The 16,743-nt window shown below is 73.9% G+C and carries 18 protein-coding genes; 9 read left to right on the top strand and 9 right to left on the bottom strand.

Annotated features, from left to right (window positions below; translation table 11 throughout):
• Positions 1-16: 16 nt before the first annotated feature.
• The gene (locus ACYVID_RS00595; RefSeq protein ID WP_460733410.1) at positions 17-1,687 is read left to right on the top strand and encodes a fibronectin type III domain-containing protein; all 1,671 of its coding nucleotides are present in this window, start codon (positions 17-19) and stop codon (positions 1,685-1,687) included.
• Positions 1,688-1,824: 137 nt separating this feature from the next.
• Here the strand turns inward: ACYVID_RS00595 and prfB are convergent, their stop codons facing one another.
• The 8 genes from prfB to ACYVID_RS00635 all read right to left on the bottom strand — a co-directional run bounded on the left by prfB (position 1,825) and on the right by ACYVID_RS00635 (position 9,102).
• Positions 1,825-2,946 (bottom strand): peptide chain release factor 2, encoded by a 1,122-nt coding sequence (gene prfB / locus ACYVID_RS00600; RefSeq protein WP_460733412.1) that lies wholly within the window; start codon positions 2,944-2,946, stop codon positions 1,825-1,827.
• Positions 2,947-2,980: 34 nt separating this feature from the next.
• Positions 2,981-3,421: a CAP domain-containing protein gene (locus ACYVID_RS00605; RefSeq protein ID WP_460733414.1), complete on the bottom strand. Its 441-nt coding sequence runs from the start codon at positions 3,419-3,421 to the stop codon at positions 2,981-2,983.
• Between the two features lie 88 nt (positions 3,422-3,509).
• A complete protein-coding gene (locus tag ACYVID_RS00610; protein ID WP_460733416.1) occupies positions 3,510-4,100 on the bottom strand; it encodes a class F sortase in 591 nt (196 codons plus the stop codon).
• A 23-nt stretch (positions 4,101-4,123) separates the two neighbouring features.
• Positions 4,124-5,242, bottom strand: coding sequence for a hypothetical protein (locus ACYVID_RS00615; protein WP_460733418.1), 1,119 nt, complete (start codon positions 5,240-5,242; stop codon positions 4,124-4,126).
• Between the two features lie 205 nt (positions 5,243-5,447).
• Positions 5,448-6,752, bottom strand: a complete 1,305-nt coding sequence (locus tag ACYVID_RS00620) for a cation:proton antiporter (protein WP_460733420.1) — start codon at positions 6,750-6,752, stop codon at positions 5,448-5,450.
• 229 nt (positions 6,753-6,981) lie between these two features.
• Positions 6,982-7,656 (bottom strand): zf-HC2 domain-containing protein, encoded by a 675-nt coding sequence (locus ACYVID_RS00625; RefSeq protein WP_460733422.1) that lies wholly within the window; start codon positions 7,654-7,656, stop codon positions 6,982-6,984.
• On the bottom strand, positions 7,653-8,159 hold the full coding sequence (locus ACYVID_RS00630; RefSeq protein ID WP_460733424.1) for a sigma-70 family RNA polymerase sigma factor: 507 nt from the start codon (positions 8,157-8,159) through the stop codon (positions 7,653-7,655). Before ACYVID_RS00630 ends, ACYVID_RS00625 begins: the two co-directional genes overlap by 4 nt.
• A 31-nt stretch (positions 8,160-8,190) precedes the next feature.
• Positions 8,191-9,102, bottom strand: a complete 912-nt coding sequence (locus tag ACYVID_RS00635; protein ID WP_460733426.1) for a DUF4394 domain-containing protein — start codon at positions 9,100-9,102, stop codon at positions 8,191-8,193.
• A gap of 122 nt (positions 9,103-9,224) precedes the next feature.
• Here ACYVID_RS00635 and ACYVID_RS00640 point away from each other — a divergent pair, with 122 nt between their 5' ends.
• The 8 genes from ACYVID_RS00640 to ACYVID_RS00675 all read left to right on the top strand — a co-directional run bounded on the left by ACYVID_RS00640 (position 9,225) and on the right by ACYVID_RS00675 (position 15,506).
• Complete coding sequence (locus ACYVID_RS00640; protein ID WP_460733428.1) at positions 9,225-10,319, top strand: LLM class flavin-dependent oxidoreductase; 1,095 nt, start codon at positions 9,225-9,227, stop codon at positions 10,317-10,319.
• Between the two features lie 177 nt (positions 10,320-10,496).
• Positions 10,497-11,822 carry a CpaF family protein gene (locus ACYVID_RS00645; RefSeq protein ID WP_460733430.1) on the top strand — a complete coding sequence of 442 codons (1,326 nt, stop codon included), beginning with the start codon at positions 10,497-10,499 and terminating at the stop codon, positions 11,820-11,822.
• Positions 11,822-12,685 carry a type II secretion system F family protein gene (locus ACYVID_RS00650; protein ID WP_460733432.1) on the top strand — a complete coding sequence of 288 codons (864 nt, stop codon included), beginning with the start codon at positions 11,822-11,824 and terminating at the stop codon, positions 12,683-12,685. Before ACYVID_RS00645 ends, ACYVID_RS00650 begins: the two co-directional genes overlap by 1 nt.
• Complete coding sequence (locus ACYVID_RS00655) at positions 12,682-13,629, top strand: type II secretion system F family protein (RefSeq protein ID WP_460733434.1); 948 nt, start codon at positions 12,682-12,684, stop codon at positions 13,627-13,629. The genes ACYVID_RS00650 and ACYVID_RS00655 overlap by 4 nt, the downstream gene beginning before the upstream one ends.
• A 50-nt stretch (positions 13,630-13,679) precedes the next feature.
• Entirely contained in the window at positions 13,680-13,889 is a 210-nt protein-coding gene (locus ACYVID_RS00660) for a hypothetical protein (protein WP_460733436.1), read from the top strand.
• Positions 13,889-14,287 carry a TadE/TadG family type IV pilus assembly protein gene (locus ACYVID_RS00665; protein ID WP_460733438.1) on the top strand — a complete coding sequence of 133 codons (399 nt, stop codon included), beginning with the start codon at positions 13,889-13,891 and terminating at the stop codon, positions 14,285-14,287. The genes ACYVID_RS00660 and ACYVID_RS00665 overlap by 1 nt, the downstream gene beginning before the upstream one ends.
• Positions 14,284-14,886 (top strand): hypothetical protein, encoded by a 603-nt coding sequence (locus ACYVID_RS00670; RefSeq protein WP_460733440.1) that lies wholly within the window; start codon positions 14,284-14,286, stop codon positions 14,884-14,886. Before ACYVID_RS00665 ends, ACYVID_RS00670 begins: the two co-directional genes overlap by 4 nt.
• A 203-nt stretch (positions 14,887-15,089) precedes the next feature.
• The gene (locus ACYVID_RS00675; protein ID WP_460733442.1) at positions 15,090-15,506 is read left to right on the top strand and encodes a pilus assembly protein TadG-related protein; all 417 of its coding nucleotides are present in this window, start codon (positions 15,090-15,092) and stop codon (positions 15,504-15,506) included.
• Positions 15,507-15,723: 217 nt separating this feature from the next.
• Here ACYVID_RS00675 and ACYVID_RS00680 read toward each other — a convergent pair whose 3' ends face one another.
• Complete coding sequence (locus tag ACYVID_RS00680; RefSeq protein ID WP_460733444.1) at positions 15,724-16,614, bottom strand: WD40 repeat domain-containing protein; 891 nt, start codon at positions 16,612-16,614, stop codon at positions 15,724-15,726.
• Between the last annotated feature and the right edge of the window lie 129 nt (positions 16,615-16,743).

Raw genomic sequence — 16,743 nt, forward strand, 5'->3', positions numbered from 1 at the left:
CGGGTTACCTTCGACCGTGCGCCTGCGTGTCCCCCTCGTCGCCCTGACCCTGCTCGCCCCGGCGATCGTGCCGCTGGCGCTCGCCGGAAACGCCGCCCAGGCCGATCCAGGACAGGACCACGCGGCCTCCACGTCCGACGGTTCATCGTCGGTGACGACGGACCACGGCACCTTCGTCATCGATCCGCCGCGCTCGGGGCCGGCCGTCCCCGACTACGACCGGGGCGATGCGCGCACCGCGCCGCTGGCCCAGCGCCGCAGCCTCTCGCTGAACAGCAAGCCCGACTCCGACCGCACCATCTACCTCGACTTCGACGGACACCGCGTGGCCGGCACCGCATGGAACTCCGAGTCAGGTCTGCCGGCCCGGACCTATGCAGCGTGGAGCCTGGACGCCGACCCCGCCTTCAGCGCCACCGAGCTGGCCTTCATCCGCGAGGTGTGGTTGATCGTCGCCGAGGACTTCGCACCGTTCGACGTGAACGTGACCACCGAGTTCCCGGGTGAGGATGCCATCACCCGGAGCGGGCGGACCGACTCGGTCTTCGGGACGCGAGCGCTGATCACCGACGACGACGAGGCCCTCGAGGTGATCTGCGGCGGCGGATGCTCCGGGGTCGCCTACACCGGGGCCTTCGCGGAGACGGACTTCCACAGCGAGCTGCAGCCGGCCTGGATCTTCGGCCAGGTCCAGTCCTCCGACACCCCGAAGCCGATCGCGGAGACGATCAGCCACGAGGTGGGACACCAGTTCAACCTGCAGCACGACGGCCGCTTCGGGGAGGCCTACTACGAGGGCCACGGCATCTGGGCGCCCATCATGGGGTTCAGTGACTTCGAGCCCGTCACACATTGGAGCGACGGCGCCTACTCCAGCTACTCCACCGACGACGACTTCCAAGTCCTCGAGGACGACATCGCGACGATCGCTGACAGCGGCGCTCCGTTCCGGGCCGACGAGGCAGGCAGCACCGTTCAGACCGCTGCCGCGACGCCTCCCGGCTCTGCGGTCATCACGTCCCGCACTGACGTGGACGTCTTCGCCCTCGGCACGTGCACGGGCTCGTTCACCGTCACCGCCGACCCCGCGGCCTTCGCCCCCAACCTGGACATCGAGCTGCGGGTCCTCGACGCCTCCGGGTCCACGCTGGCGACCGACAACCCGCCCTCCTTCCAGCAGGGCGACGACCTGGACACGGCCGGTGGCATGGGCGCCTCCCTCGTGGCCAGCGGTGCCGGTCAGCCGCTGTTCGCCCGGATCGACGGGATCGGCACCGGCAACCCGAGCACGGCGTACGACGACTTCGGCTCCGTGGGCGCGTACACCCTCAGCGTGGACGGGTGCGAGCCGGACCCGGAGCCGGAGCCGGAGATCACAGTCCCCGGCGCCCCGGCCATCGGCTCACCGGTCCGCGGCGCGAAGGGACGGCCCCTCACGGCCGGCATCCGCTGGTCGCCGCCCTCGTCCGACGGCGGGGCGCCCATCACCGGGTATGTCGTCTACTTCGCCCGAGTGGACGCTTTCGGCAACGAGCTCAAACTGTTCTTCTCCGACGAGCTCCCTGCGGACCGGCGCACCGCCAACTTCAAGGTCGCACGCGGGCTGTACCGCTTTCAGGTGGTCGCGGTGAACTCCGAGGGCGAGAGCCCCCGGTCGATCACCTCGACCACCGTCAAGGCGCGCTGATCAGCCCGGCTCGTGCCTTGTGTGGCGTTCCGGTTCGAGCAGGTTGAACCGGAACGCCACACAAGGGAGGCAAGGCCGACCTGGGCGGCTCGCTGGTGCGTCACCGACCAGCGAACCGGCGTACGCCGGGACCGGGCTCAGCCCTCGGCGCCGGCCTTGTCGGCGCTGCGGCGCCAGCGGATGCCCGCCTCGAGGAAGGCGTCGATCTCGCCGTCGAAGACCGGCTGCGGGTTGCCGGTCTCGTAGCCGGTGCGCAGGTCCTTGACGATCTGGTAGGGGTTCAGCACGTAGTTGCGCATCTGGTCGCCCCAGCTGGCGGCGACGTCGCCCTTGAGGTCCTTCTTGAGCGCGGCCTCCTCGGCCTTCTTCTTCGCCAGCAGCTTGGCCTTGAGGACGATCATCGCGGCGGCCTTGTTCTGCAGCTGCGACTTCTCGTTCTGGCAGGACACGACGATGCCGGTGGGGATGTGCGTGAGGCGCACGGCGGAGTCGGTGGTGTTGACCGACTGGCCGCCCGGGCCGCCGGAGCGGAAGACGTCGACGCGGACCTCGTTCTCGTCGATCTCGATCTCGTCGGTCTGCTCCAGCTGCGGCACGACCTCGACGGCGGCGAAGGAGGTCTGGCGCCGGCCCTGGTTGTCGAAGGGGCTGATCCGCACGAGGCGGTGGGTGCCGACCTCGACCGAGAGGGTGCCGTAGGCGTAGGGCGCGTGGATCGCGAACTCGGCCGACTTGATGCCGGCCTCCTCCGCGTAGGAGACGTCGTAGACCTCGACGGGGTACTTGTTGCGCTCGGCCCAGCGGGTGTACATCCGCATGAGCATCTCGGCGAAGTCTGCGGCGTCGACGCCCCCGGCGCCGGAGCGGATGGTCACGATCGCCTCGCGGGCGTCGTACTCGCCGTTGAGCAGGGTCCGGACCTCGAGGCTCTCGACCGCGGTCTTGATCTTGCCCAGCTCGCGCTCGGCCTCGGCCAGCGAGTCCGCGTCGCCCTCCTCGGTGCCGAGCTCGACCATGATCTCCAGGTCCTCGATCCGACCCGAGAGCGCCTCGAACCGCTCGACCTGGCCCTGGAGGTCGGAGAGCCGGCCGGTCACGCGCGTGGCGTTGGCCTGGTCGTCCCAGAGGTCGGGAGCGGCGACCTGCTCGCCGAGGTCGGCGATCTCGGCCTTCATCGCCTCCAGGTCGAGCACCTGCTCGATGGTGCGCATGGTTGCCTGGAGCTGCTTGATCTCGACGTCGTAATCAGGGCCTGCCACAAGCAGGCAGCCTACGACCCCGCGCCGCGGAGCCCTACTTGCGGCCGAACACCTGCGCGACGTACCAGGTGCCCTCGTCGCTCTTGCGCGCCCCGACCCCGAGCTGGCGGTAGCGCGCGTCGAGGATGTTGGCGCGGTGGCCGGGTGAGTCCATCCACGCCTTGAGCAGGGTGCCGGCCTTGGTGAAGCCGAACGCGACGTTCTCGCCGACCAGGCTCAGTCCGCACTTGTCCATGACCGGGCCGAGGTCCTGGTGGAACATCTCGCCCTTGGCCGCCATCTTCTTGGCCTGCCGGTTGGCGAACCGGTCCACGCAGCCCTTCTTGCGCAGCTTCTCCAGGTCGTGGTCCACGCGGACGACGTTGGTCGCCGCGTGCACCGCGCCCTCGAAGTCGGCAGCGGTCCGGGCAGAGGCCGGAGCGGGCGCGAGCAGGGCTGCCAGCGCGAGGAACAGGGTCACCGAGAGAAGACGCACGGACCCAAGGATAGGTGAGTCTCCTGCTCCTGCCGATCCTCCGATCGGACACTCGGCAGCGCCCGCCCGGAGGACTCCTGCGACCCGCTCAGACGGGCCGGGCGACCACCACGACGTTGCTGAGGTACGTCGAGCCGTCCCAGTCCTCGCAGGTCAGCAGCACCAGCCGGGCCGGTCCCTCCTGGGTGAAGAGCTGCTCCGCACGCCGGGCGATCTCGCCCTTGCCGAGCACCTCCACCGACTCCACGACCCAGCGGGTGCTGCCTTCCCTGCTCCCCACGGCGACCCGGTCGCCGCGCTCCAGCGTCTCGAGGTCGTCGAGGGCTCCCCCGCCCGCGCTCACCGTGTGCCCGGCGACCAGCGCACGACCCGGGTCACCGGGCCGTGCGCCCTCGGCCCACCACCCGAGCTCGGCGGGGTCCGAGGGCGGCACCAGGACCTCGCCCCGGGTCGCGACCGGCAGCACCGGCGCGACCACGTCGAGCTGCGGGATCCGCACCTCGACAGGCGTCCCCGGGCGGCCCTCCGCCGCCCGGACCAGCCGCGGCTCCGGCAGGGGCGCCTGGCTCGGCACCGTGCGCTGCGTGCTCGCGGTCGTCGCCTGGCCGCCGCCCACCAGGGCGGAGGCGGTCAGGACCACGGCGACCAGGCCGAGCAGCCCCGCGAGCACGCGTCGCACGGTGCGCCCTCCCTCCTGGCCGCTCAGGCGTCGGCGTCGGAGGAGCGACGACCGACGACCACCGCGGCGGCACTGGCCAGCAGGGCCGCCACGAGCAGGCCCAGCGGCAGCGGGGAGTCGGTGAGCGCCGACAGCCCGCCCTCGGCGCCGGCGTCGACCGAGGTCGGGACGGCGCTGGTGTCCGAGGCCACGCCGCGGGCGTTGGCACCCACGGCAGGGCTGGTCAGGATCTTGGTCAGGGAAGCGATCGGGGCCGCGATCTGCGTGCCGGCGACACCGCTGGCCTGGGTGCCGTCGACACCGGCCTCGTCCTCGGTGGTCCCGCCGGTGGCCGCGTCCTCCTCGCACGGGGCGACCCAGAAGACCTTGGTCTTGGTGTCGTTGCCCAGCGAGTGCGGCGTGGAGACCGTGAGCTTCACGTGGTAGCCCTGCTTCGGGTGGGGCTCGCCGTCGAAGGTGAGGTCGTAGACCTGGCGGCCGTCCAGGCCCGTCTCGGTGCCGGCGCCGGAGGCGGGGTCGCCCCCCACGAAGACCTCGCTGGGGCTGGTGCCGCCGATGACGACGTCGGCGGTCGGTGCGTGGGCGGCGAAGGTGACCGTCGAGATGACGTCCTCGCCCTCGTCGAAGCCGTACCACTCCACCTTGAAGCTGCAGCCGGGGTGCGGGGTGTTGTTCGGGATGGAGTCGAGGTCGCCGAGCGCCGCGATCTTCACGGTGCCGTTGTTGCCGGCGGGGTCGCCGTCCGCACCGCCCTGGTCGCCGGTGTCACCGTCGTCGACGGTGGGGTCGGTGGTGTCGTCGTCGCCCTCGTCGGGACCGGCCTCGCCACCGGCGGGGGCCTGCGGCTGCTGCTCCGGCTGGCCGGGGGCGCCCTGGCCGGTGCCCTGCTGGCCCTTGCCGGTCGCCGAGCCGTCGCCCTTGACCTGACCCGGGGCGTTCTCCTTGCCGGCCTGGTCGCTCTTGCCCTTCGTGGGCTTCGTGGGCTTGTCCTTCTGCTGGCCGGGGGCCTGGGCGGTGCCCTTCCCCTTCTGGGCACCCTGGCCGTTGTCGCCGGGGTCGGCGAGAGCCAGGGTCGGGGTGAGGACGAGCGCCGAGGCGAGGGTTGCGGCGGCAAGAGGGCGTGCGAGTACGCGGCGGGACATGGGGGACTCCAGGTGTCAGACGGGCCGGGCGATCACCGGCGCTGAGTGGGAGATGCTGAGTGGGTCGACGCGGTGCGGAAGGCGTCGTGACAGGGATGTCCCCACCGGAGCACGACCGTGAACTCACCCGCGGGGGTGACCTCCATCACGAGGCGCCCCGTACCCTCCCCGGCCGCGGCGGAGGCGGCGGTCCAAGGCCCCGGGTCTAGCGCGCCGGGTCGCCGGCCCGACGGCACTCCAGCCGCCGCATCACCGGCCCCGCGAGCGCGCCGTGCACGACGACCGAGAGCACGATCGTGAACCCGACGCTCGACCAGAGCCAGTCGTCCTGGAACGCCTCGACCTCGCCGCCGGCGTACGCGAGGTAGTAGAGGGAACCGACGCCGCGGACACCGAAGAAGGCGGTCGCCACCCGCTCACCGGGCAGCAGTCGACCCGGCTCCTCCCGAGCGGGTCGGACCGCGAGAGCGAGCCAGGCGGCCGCCGGGCGCAGCACCGCGACCAGCGCGACCCCCACGAGGACACCGCGCCAGTCGAGCGCGCCCAGCAGGCCACGGGTCAGCGCGATGCCCAGCACCAGCAGCACGAACAGGGTCAGCAGCCGCTCGAGCCGCTCCACCACCTCGTGCATGTCGCGGTGGTAGGAGTGGCGCCGCTCCGCGGCGCGGATGGTCATCGCGCACGCGAAGACGGCCAGGAAGCCGTAGCCCTGGGCGACCTCCCCGAGGCCGTACGCCGTCAGCAGCGCGGCCAGGGCGAAGAGCGGCTCACCGCGGTCGGCGACGCGCAGCGCGGGGTGGTCGGAGCGGAAGGCGACGCGGGCCAGCACCGTCCCCACGCCGATGCCGGCCAGCACGCCGATGAGGACCTTGCCGAGCAGCTCCCAGGCGACCCAGCGGGCACCCCAGTCCACCGCGCTGCCCCCGGCCAGCAGGACGGCGGCGTACACGAACGGGAACGCCAGGCCGTCGTTGAGTCCCGCCTCGGAGGTCAGTGCGAACCGGACCTCGTCGCTCTCGGTCTCGGCCTCTGCGTCCTCCTCGTCCTCGGTGACGCTGGGGCCACCGACCTGGACGTCGGACGCGAGCACCGGGTCGGTCGGGGCGAGGACCGCACCGAGCAGCAGCGCGACGGCGGGGGCCGCTCCGAGGGCCCAGCCGAGCAGGGCCACGGCCGCGATCGACAACGGCATCGCGACCCCCAGCAGCCGCCACGTGGGCGACCAGGCGCTCCATGACGCGCGGCGCCGCAACGACAGCGGCCGGTCGATCGCCAGCCCCACGCCCATCAGCGCCACGATGACGGTCAGCTCGGTGACGTGCTCGATGGCGGCGCGGTTGTCCTGCGGGTCCAGCGGCAGCCCGTCGGGCAGCGGGGTCAGGCCCAGCAGCATGCCCAGGCCGATGAGCAGCATGGGCGAGGTGACGGGCGCGCGCTGCAGCACCGCCGGCAGGACGACGGCGAGGATGAGGCTCAGGCCGGCGACGAGGTAGACGAGGTCGGCGGCCATGACCGGTCCAGGATCTCCCGTCGGGTCAGCGGCCGCTTCACCCGGCACGTCGGTTCGGCCCCGATCCATCCGGTGCACACGCAGCAGGCGACGTCGGTGGATCGACGCCCGTCATTCGAGGCGCTCGCCGTCGGGTCGGGGCAGGCGGACGCATTCAAGCCCGGCTGTGGGGCAGCGGGTCCGCGAGGACCTCAGAGGGGTGGAGCCGGTTGTGGCTGGACGAGACGGCTCAGGCGAAGCGGGACCGCGCCACCACGCGGCCGCGGGTGTCGCGGACCACGAAGCCGGTCGCGTCCTCGCGCAGCACCGCGGAGCTGAGGTTGCACAGCATGGGCCGGTCCCCGGTGCCGACGAACTCCCCGGCGGGGTAGCGACGACCGTCCGCGCCCAGCACGTCGACGCGGAAGCGACGCCCGTCGGCGAAGCCGCTGGCGGTGAGCCGCACCTCCAGGCCCCAAGTGTGGTCGACCAGGTCGGCGTCCGCGTCGAGACCGGGCCGCGACACCGCGACGCTGACCGCCTCGAGCGGCACCTCGGGGTCGTCGGTGCCGACCACGGCCAGTCCCACCACCAGCACCGCGGCGGCCGCGGCGCCGGCGACGGCCGCCAGCAGCGCTGCCCGCACCGCGGGTCGCCGGGTCGCCGCGGCGGCGTCGGCCAGGGCGCGCGAGACCCGCTCCCCCAGCTCGACCGGGACGGGCTCGACCGTCGGAGCAGGACCGGCCTTCAGCTCGGCGAGCATCGAGGCGGTCGGCGAGAGCTCCTCGACCTCGCGTCGGCAATCCGCGCAACCGGCGAGGTGCTGCTCGAGGGCCGCGGCCTCCGCTGCGGGAAGCAACCCCAGCACGTAGGCGCCCAGGGACGTCCGCTGGTGCTCGTGCCGGCTCTCGTCGGTCCCGGTCATGGGGCGACCTCCATCTCTTCCATGGCGATGCGGAGCGCCTTCAGGCCGTAGAAGACCCGGCTGCGCAGCGTGCTCTCCGGGATCCCGAGCTCGGCGGCGACCTCGGAGCAGGGCCGGTCCGCGAGGTAGGTCAGCTGCAGCGCCTGCCGGTGCTCGTCGCCGAGGCGGTCCAGGGCCGTCTCCACGAGCACCCGGCGCACCAGCGCGTCCCAGTCGTCGACGGCGGCTGCCGGTGGCTCGGTCTGCGGGGACAGCTCGGTGGTCACGGGGCGGACGGCGCGGGCCCGGGCCGCGTCGATGACGACGTTGCGGGCGATGGCGAACAGCCAGGTGCGCAGGCTCCCGCGGGCGGGGTCGAACCGGTCACCGGAGCGCCATGCCCGCAGGAAGGTCTCCTGGACGACGTCCTCCGCGCCGCCCGCGTCGCCGAGGGCGCGGTGGGCGAGGCGGTACAGCTCCGCGCCGTGCGCGGAGTAGGCCTGCCGCACGTCGTCCTCGCGCACGATCCGCAGCTGTCTCGCCCCGGCCACCGGGTCACCGCGCCGGGACGACGGCCACGTCGACGACCCGCGTGCGCCCGGGGAAGGCACCGACCTCGCGGGCGCGGCCCGTGAGCAGGTCGACGCGCAGCAGCCGCCAGCGCCGGTCGACCTTCGACACGACGTACCCGGTGTTGCGCACGGCCCTGCCGTCGCGCAGGCGGGTGGCGATGTCGAAGCCGTGGTCCCGGCCCTGGAGCGACGGCCCGAGGGGCCCGAGCGCGGTGATGGTCCCGTCGTTGGCCGGCACCTGGAGCACCAGCGCCGAGACCTCGGCGTCGAGGTCGAGGAGCGCCGTCCCGGTCGCGGGGTCGGTGTCGTTGTTGACGTACGCCGCGCCCGCGATGCCCCGCGTGATGGTCATGGGGTCGCCGTCGCTGTCGAGGTCCGTGTCGGTGGAGGTCGTGCCGGTGGCGAAGGAGTAGCGCAGGTTCTGGCCGGTGTCCCCGACGATCCGCAGGGCGTCGGCCGCGGGGTTCACGTCCACGCCGAAGGAGTCACCCTCGAGCAGGACGGTCAGCCGGCCCGCGAGCGAGACCGAGCCGTCGGTGGTGTCGACCACGTAGATGCCTCCTGCGTTGCCGACACCGTAGAGACGTCGGTCGGCGGGGCGGAAGTCCATGCCCACGAGGTTCGCGTCGAGGACGAGGCCGTCGACGGGGCCGACGCGCTCGACGCGCTCGGGGCGGTCGAGGGGGAAGGAGACCAGCAGGCCCGACAGGGTCAGGCCGTAGGCCCGGGTCGGTGCGGAGGTGTCGGAGGTGGCCTGCGAGCCCGGCACGAGCAGGGACAGGCCCAGGACGGCGGCGGTCGCGACCCCCGCGGTGCGGAGGCCGGCGCCGGACCGGCGGCGGGTGCGGGTGGCGGCGGCGGAGGGACGGGTGGCGGGGCGGGAGGGAGCGGTCATGACAGGGGGTACGGCGCGGGCCCGGCCGGCGTTGAAGCATCTCCACTGGTCTAGGCCAGTTCTGTGGGACCGGGTGCGCCTGGCCGTGGAACACGAGACCGCCCGGTCTGGTTGGACCTGGCATGGCCACGACTCCTCCGACGCCCGTCGACCCGCCCTTCGACCCCGCCGTGCTGGGCACGCCCGAGCGACCCACCTTCGGCCTGGACACCTTCGGCGACACCGGCATGACCGCCGACGGTGGCTGGCGCTCGCAGGCCGAGGCACTGCGCGAGGTCGTCGCCGAGGGCGTGCTGGCCGACCAGGTGGGCGTGGACTACCTCGGTCTCGGGGAGCACCACCGCGAGGACTACGCCGTCAGCGCCCCCGACGTGGTGCTCGCGGCGATCGCCGGGCAGACCGAGCGGATCCGGCTCGGCACCGGTGTCACCGTGCTCTCCTCCGACGACCCGATCCGGGTCTTCCAGCGCTTCTCGACCCTCGCCGCGCTCAGCCGCGGCCGCGCCGAGGTGCAGCTGGGCCGCGGCTCGTTCACCGAGTCCTTCCCGCTCTTCGGACACGAGCTGTCGGACTACGAGGTGCTCTTCCACGAGAAGCTCGACCTCTTCGCCCACCTGCAGCAGGAGGAGCCGCTCACCTGGCGCGGCAGCATCCGCCCGCCCCTGGAGCAGCAGGAGGTCTTCCCGCGCACCGAGGCCGGGCTGCCGGCGTGGATCGCCGTCGGCGGCACGCCCCAGTCGGTGATCCGCGCGGCGGCGTACGGCTTCCCGCTCGTGCTCGCGGTCATCGGTGGCTCACCGGCCGGGTTCGTGCAGTTCGCCGACCTCTACCGACGGGCCCTGGAGGAGTACGGCCGGCCGCTGCTGCCGATCGGCATGCACTCCCCCGGCCACGTCGCCGCCACCGACGAGCTGGCGCGCGAGCAGATGTTCCCCCACCAGGCCGAGGCGTTCGGGCGGATCGGCCGCGAGCGCGGCTGGGGCCCCTACTCCCGTGCGACCTTCGACCAGGGCGCCTCGCCGGAGGGCTCGATCTTCGTCGGGTCCCCCGAGACCGTCGCGCAGAAGATCGCCTGGGCCGTGCGCTCGCTGGGCCTCTCCCGCTTCCAGCTGAAGTACGCCGTCGGCTCGCTGCCCCACGAGCAGCGGATGGAGTCGATCCGGCTCTACGGCACCGAGGTGATCCCGCGGGTGCGGGAGCTGCTGGCCGCGGGCTGAGGACCCGGAGTCCGCAGCGGGACGGCCGCCGCTCCCGTCCCGTCTGCACCTCCCGTCCCAGCCGTCCCTGGCTGGTGCGTGACGACGTTATCCACAGATTGATCCCGGCCCTCCCTGGGTAGTCGTTCGGCACCTAGCCTCGACGGCACCTTCATCCATCTCGGGAACGGAGCGGCCATGGCAGTGAGCCCTGCCTCGGCGTACGCCGGTCGGCGCGCCGACGCGCGCGACGACCGCCGCGGCGCCGTCCCCGGCGGCGGCACGGACTCGACCCACGACGCGCTGGTCGAGGGCCTCGACCAAGAGCTCCGGGCCCTGGTGCGCGCGGAGGGCGTGGACCCCCAGCGTGACGCCGACGTCGTGCGCCGGCTCGCCGAGGGCGTCGTGCGCCGCCACGACGACCGCAGCCTCACCGGCGTCGTCGCCCCGCTGGCCGACCCCGGCGCAATGGTCGGCGAGCTGCTCGCCCGGGTCAGCGGCTTCGGCCCGCTCCAGCCGCTCCTGGACGACCCGGCGGTCGAGGAGATCTGGATCAACGACCCCTCCCGGGTCTTCGTCGCCCGCCGCGGCCGCCACGAGCTGACCAACCTCGTGCTCACCCGCGCCCAGGTCGACGAGCTCGTCGAACGGATGCTCAAGTCCAGCGGCCGACGCATCGACCTGTCCCGACCGTTCGTCGACGCGATGCTCCCCGAGGGCCACCGGCTGCACGTGGTGCTGGAGGGCATCTCGCGCGGCTTCTCGGCGGTCAACATCCGCAAGTTCGTGCTGCGCGCGGCCCGGTTGTCCGACCTCGTCGAGCTCGGCAGCCTCACGCCCCAGGCCGCTGCCTTCCTCGAGGGCTCGGTGCGCGCCGGCCTCAACATCCTGGTCACCGGCGGCACCCAGGCGGGCAAGACCACCATGCTCAACTGCCTCGCCGCAGCGATCCCGGGTGGCGAACGCGTGGTCTCCGCGGAGGAGGTCTACGAGCTGCGCTTCCCCCACCCCGACCACGTCGCCCTGCAGACCCGGCAGTCCGGCCTCGAGGGCACCGGCGAGATCCGGCTGCGCGACCTGGTCAAGGAGAGCCTGCGGATGCGGCCCTCGCGGATCATCGTCGGCGAGGTGCGCGCCGAGGAGTGCCTCGACCTGGTCCTGGCGCTCAACGCCGGTCTCCCGGGCATGTGCACCCTGCACGCCAACTCCGCGCGCGAGGCACTGGTCAAGATGTGCCTGCTGCCGCTGCTCGCCGGCGAGAACATCTCCGACCGGTTCGTCGTCCCCACCGTCGCCACCTCCGTCGACCTGGTCGTGCACCTGGGACTGGACCACCGCGGGCACCGCCAGGTCCACGAGGTCGTGGCCGTCCCCGGGCGCGTGGAGGCCGGCGTCATCGAGTCCGAGCCGGTCTTCGTGCGCCGTGACGGCGAGCTGCGTCGCGCGCACGGCAGCCCGCCGCGGCCCGAGCGGTTCGAGCGGGTCGGCCTCGACCTCAGGCTGCTGCTCGGGGAGGCCGGCTGATGGGTGCGCTGGTCGGGCTCGGCGTGGGGGTCGGGCTGCTCCTGGTCTGGTCGGCCTTCGCCGTACCACGCGCGACGCGTCCGGACGGTGCCGAGGCTGCGGGTCCGGGACGCTGGCAGCGCACTCTCGCCGCCGCCGGGATCGGCGGCGTGACGCCCGGTGCTCTCGCCGCCCTCTGCGCGATCAGCGGCACCTCGGCGGCGCTCGTCGTCCAGGTCGCCTCCCGCACCCCCACGGTCGCGGTCGCCTTCGGCCTGATCGCCGCCTACCTGCCGGTGGCGGTCGTGCGAGGCCGCGCCGTACGCCGTCAGCGCGAGCTCGCCGAGGTCTGGCCCGACGCGGTGGACAACCTCGCCTCGGCCGTCCGGGCGGGCATGTCCCTGCCCGACGCGCTCGCCGCGCTCGGCGAGCGCGGACCGGTCCCGCTGCGCGACGCCTTCACGGCCTTCGGGCTGGACTACCAGGTCAGCGGACGGTTCGGCGACTGCCTCGACCGGCTCAAGGTCCGGCTGGCCGACCCGGTCGGCGACCGCGTCTGCGAGAGCCTCCGGGTCGCCCGCGACGTCGGCGGCGGCGACCTCGGTCGGCTGCTGCGCAACCTCTCGGGCTACCTGCGCGACGACGCCCGGACCCGCTCGGAGCTGGAGTCGCGACAGGCCTGGACGGTCAACGGTGCCCGGCTGGCCGTCGCCGCACCCTGGCTGGTCCTGCTGCTGATGTCCTTCCAGACCGAGGTGATCCGGCGCTACGCCTCGGGCGCCGGGGTCGTCGTCCTCGCCGTGGGCGCCGGCCTGTGCCTGGTCGCCTACCGGCTGATGATGCGCTTGGGCCGGCTGCCGGTCGAGCAGAGGATCCTCTCGTGACCCCCGCGTGGTGGGGCGCGCTGCTCGGTGCCGCCGCCGGCACGGGTCTGCTGCTCGTCGTGGCGCGGCTGCGGGTCATGGGGCGCGCCCAGCTCTCCGACCGCGTCCTGCCCTACGTCCGCGACCTCCCGCAGGTGGGCGCCCGGACGATCCCGCGGCGTCGCACCGACGGGTCACCGCTGCTCGGCGCCGCGGTCGCCGTCTACGGACCCGTGCTCCGCACCCTGGCCGAGACCGTGGAACGGGTCCTCGGCGGCGCGACGTCGGTGCGCCGCCGGATCGAGCGCGCCGGCCTCGACCTGACCGTCCAGGACTTCCGGGTGCAGCAGGTGGTCTGGGGTCTCGTCGGCCTCGGCACCACCGCGGCCTGGGGGCTGCTGCGCACCCTGGGCGACGACGGCGGCGTCCTCGGGCACGCCCTCGTCTCGCTGGTCGCCTTCGCCTTCGGCGTGCTGGCCCGCGACACCCACCTCACCTCCCAGGTGCGCACCCGCGAGCGCCGGGTCGTCGCGGAGTTCCCCACCATCGCCGAGCTGCTCGCGCTCTCGGTGGCCGCGGGCGAGAGCCCGGTCGGCGCCCTGGACCGGGTCGTGCAGCGTTCGCGCGGCGAGCTCAGCCGTGACCTCGCCGCCGTGCTGGCCGCCATCCGCACCGGCGAACCGGTCGGCTCCGCCTTCGACCGGCTGGCCGCCACCACCGGCGTACCCGTCGTCGCCCGCTTCGCCCAGGGCGTCGCCGTCGCCGTCGAGCGGGGTACGCCGCTGGCCGACGTGCTCCACGCCCAGGCAGCCGACGTCCGCGAGGCCGGGCGCCGGGAGCTGATCGAGACCGCCGCCCGGCGCGAGGTGCTGATGATGGTTCCCGTCGTCTTCCTCGTGCTGCCGGTGACCGTCCTCTTCGCCTTCTGGCCCGGCCTGGTCGGGCTCAGCCTCACCGCCCCCTGACCCACCCCTCGACCACCTCCGCACGCACGTCCTCTCGGGAAGGAACCCCCATGACCCACCTGCAGCTGCTGGTGCTCACGCTCACCGGCGCCCTGCCCCTGCCGTCGCGCGGCGCCCGCACACAGCGCGACGACCGCGGTGACGTGCCGGGCTGGGTGCTCGTGACCGTCATGACGGCCGGGCTCGTCGCCGCCCTCACCACCGTCGCCCAGGACGAGCTGGCCTCCCTGCTGCGCCGGGCGCTCAACCAGGTCCAGTAGTGCCCGGCACCCGACGCCGCACCCGGTCCGAGGGCGGCGCCGCCGTCGTCGACTTCGTGCTGGTGCTCGTGGTGCTGGTGCCGCTCGTGCTCGGCGTCCTGCAGGTGTCGCTGGTCCTGCTGGTGCGCAACACGCTGACCGCCGCGGCCTCCGACGGGGCTCGGTACGCCGCCACCGTCGGCCGCGGGCCCGCCGACGGGGTCGCCCGCACCCGCGACCAGATCGCCGGCGCGCTCGCTGCCCGGTTCGCCGAGGACGTCGACGCGCGGGTCGTCAGCATCGGCGGGGCACCGACGGTCGTGGTGACCGTCCGTGCCTCCGTGCCCGCCCTCGGGCTCGGTGGTCCCGGCGTCGACCTGGAGGTCGACGGGCACGCCGTGCAGGAGGTCCAGCCGTGATCCGCGCCTGGTCCCCGGGTCGCAGGCGTGCCCGACGTACGGCGGCTGAGGGATCCCCGGGACACGCAGAACGTCGGGCGCGCACCTGGGTCGCGACCACGGCGGGCGGCCGCGAGGCCGTCGCGAGGTCAGGAGGCCACCTCCGGGCCGTCCGCGCGGGGCGGCGCAACGACGAGCAGGGCAGCGCGCTCATCGAGGTGGTGTGGCTCGGCGTCCTCCTGCTGCTGCCGATGCTGTGGATCGTGCTGAGCGTCTTCGAGGTGCAGCGCGGTGCCTTCTCGGTCGAGGCCGCAGCCCGCTCGGCCGCCCGCGCGTACGCCCTGGCCGGCGAGGACGCGTTGGGCCGCTCCCGGGCCGAGGCGGCGGCCCGCCAGGCGCTCGCCGACCAGGGCCTCGAGGACGCGCCGCTGGACGTCCGGGTCAGCTGCACCACGCCGCCCGCCTGCCACAGCGGCACCTCGGTCATCACCGTGGTGGTCGGCACCCGGGTGGACCTCCCGCTGCTGCCCGACGTGCTGGGGGCAGGGCAGCCGACGTTCGCCCTCGACGCGACGCACACCGTGCCGATCGGGCGGTTCCAGGAGGTGGCGGCACCGTGACCGACGCCGGCTCCCGGGGTCGAGGCCTGGGTCGAGGCCTGGGTCGAGGCCTGGGTCGAGGCCTGGGTCGAGGCCTGGGTCGAGGCCGGAGTCGAGGTGCGGGTCGAGGCCTGAGCACGCGCAGGAGCGCGTCGTGGGGCCTCGACCCGCACCTCGACCCGCACCTCGACCCAGCCGCCCGTCGACACACCGATCGCGGCTCGGTGACACCGCTGATCGTCGGGTTCGCCGTGGTGCTCGCGCTCGGGATCGCGCTGGTGACCGATGCGACCGCGGCGTACCTGCAGCGCTCGGGCCTGAGCACCCTGGCCGACGGTGCCGCCCTGTCGGGAGCCGACGCGGGCGCCAGCGGGCGCAGCACCTACACCCAGGGGGTGCCGACCGACGAGCTGCCCGTGGACGTGGCAGCGGCGCGCGCCGGGGTGGCGGACTACCTCCGGCAGGTGCGCGCGTTCGAGGAGTACCCCGGGCTGCGCTGGTCGGTGCGGGTCGATGCCGCGACGAGCAGCGTGTACGTGCGACTGACAGCCCCGCTCGACCTGCCGCTCGCGATCCCGGGCGGACCCGAGGAGACGCTGGTCAGCGCGGAGGGCGAGGGCTCGACCTCCGTCGACGACTGAGCCCGGCCCGGCACGAGCCGGAGGTCCTGTCCGGCGCCTGCTGCCGAGCAGGACCCTCCAGCCGGCCTCGAGGGCTGTCCCTCGGTGTCGCCGGAGGACGTGCGTGGACCCAGGCTCGACGCACGTCCTCCAGCTCGGTCCCAACGGCCATGCTGCCGCCCGCCGGACGCGCACCGACCGCCCGCCCGCCGACACCGACGTGAGTCGACGGCGGGTGTCAGGACGGACCCTGCGGCAGCTCGAAGGACTCGCGCCGTCCCCGGTCGAGGCTCCAGGCCACGACACCGTCCTCGGCCGCCACGGAGTAGAGGGTCGTGCCGTCGGGGGCGAAGGCCACTGCTCCGGGCTCGTCGAGGTGGCCCGCCAGCTCGCGCACCTCGGCGCCTCCCGCGTCGGTCGGGCCCTCCCCCACCTCCCACAACCGGACGACGGTGGTCTCCAGCGCGGTGAGGGCGAGGGTCGAGGAGTCGGGGGCGAATGCGAGGTCGTGCAGCCGTACGCCGGGGAGCCGGGCGACCTCGGCGCCGTCGGCCGCGGACCAGACGACCGGCACGCCGTCCTCGCCCGCACCGGCCAGCCAGCGGCCGTCGGGGCTCCAGGCCACCGCCGGGGAGAGGCCCCGCCCCAGCACGCGGGAGTCCCCGGTGTCCAGGTCGTGCACCTCGACCGGGCCGCCGCCGGCCGTGGCCAGCAGGGTGCCGTCGGGGCTGAAGGCCAGCTCCTCGGCGGCGTACGAGGCCGTCAGGCTCGCCACCACCTCACCCCCCTCCACCGACCAGACCAGCACCTCGGCGCCGGGGCCCACCGCCGCGACCCGACGACCGTCGGGACTGAAGGCCACCGCGGTCACCGGCGACCCGTCGGCGACCTCGGCGTCGTCGAGACCCTCGAGGACCTGTGCAGAGCCCTCGGACTCCCACGGCTCGAGCACGACCGTGCCGCCGTCGGTGGTGGCGACCCGGGACCAGTCCGGCGCGACCGCGACCTGGTTGCGGTCCGGGGCCAGCTCCACCGCGCCAGTGGCTGCGTTCCAGGTGCAGATCCCGTTCCAGCAGTCGGCCAGGACGCTGGCCCCGTCGGGGCTCACCGAGAGCTGGTCGTCGAGCACCAGCTGGAACGGGACGTCCCCGGCACCTGTCCCCGAGCCGGACCCGCCCGGTCCGGCTGAGCCGTCCGGACTCTCGGCGCACGCGGTCACCAGCCCTGCCGCGAGCCCTGCCGCCAACACGACCTTGAC

It is taken from the genome of Nocardioides ginkgobilobae (assembly GCF_054781275.1).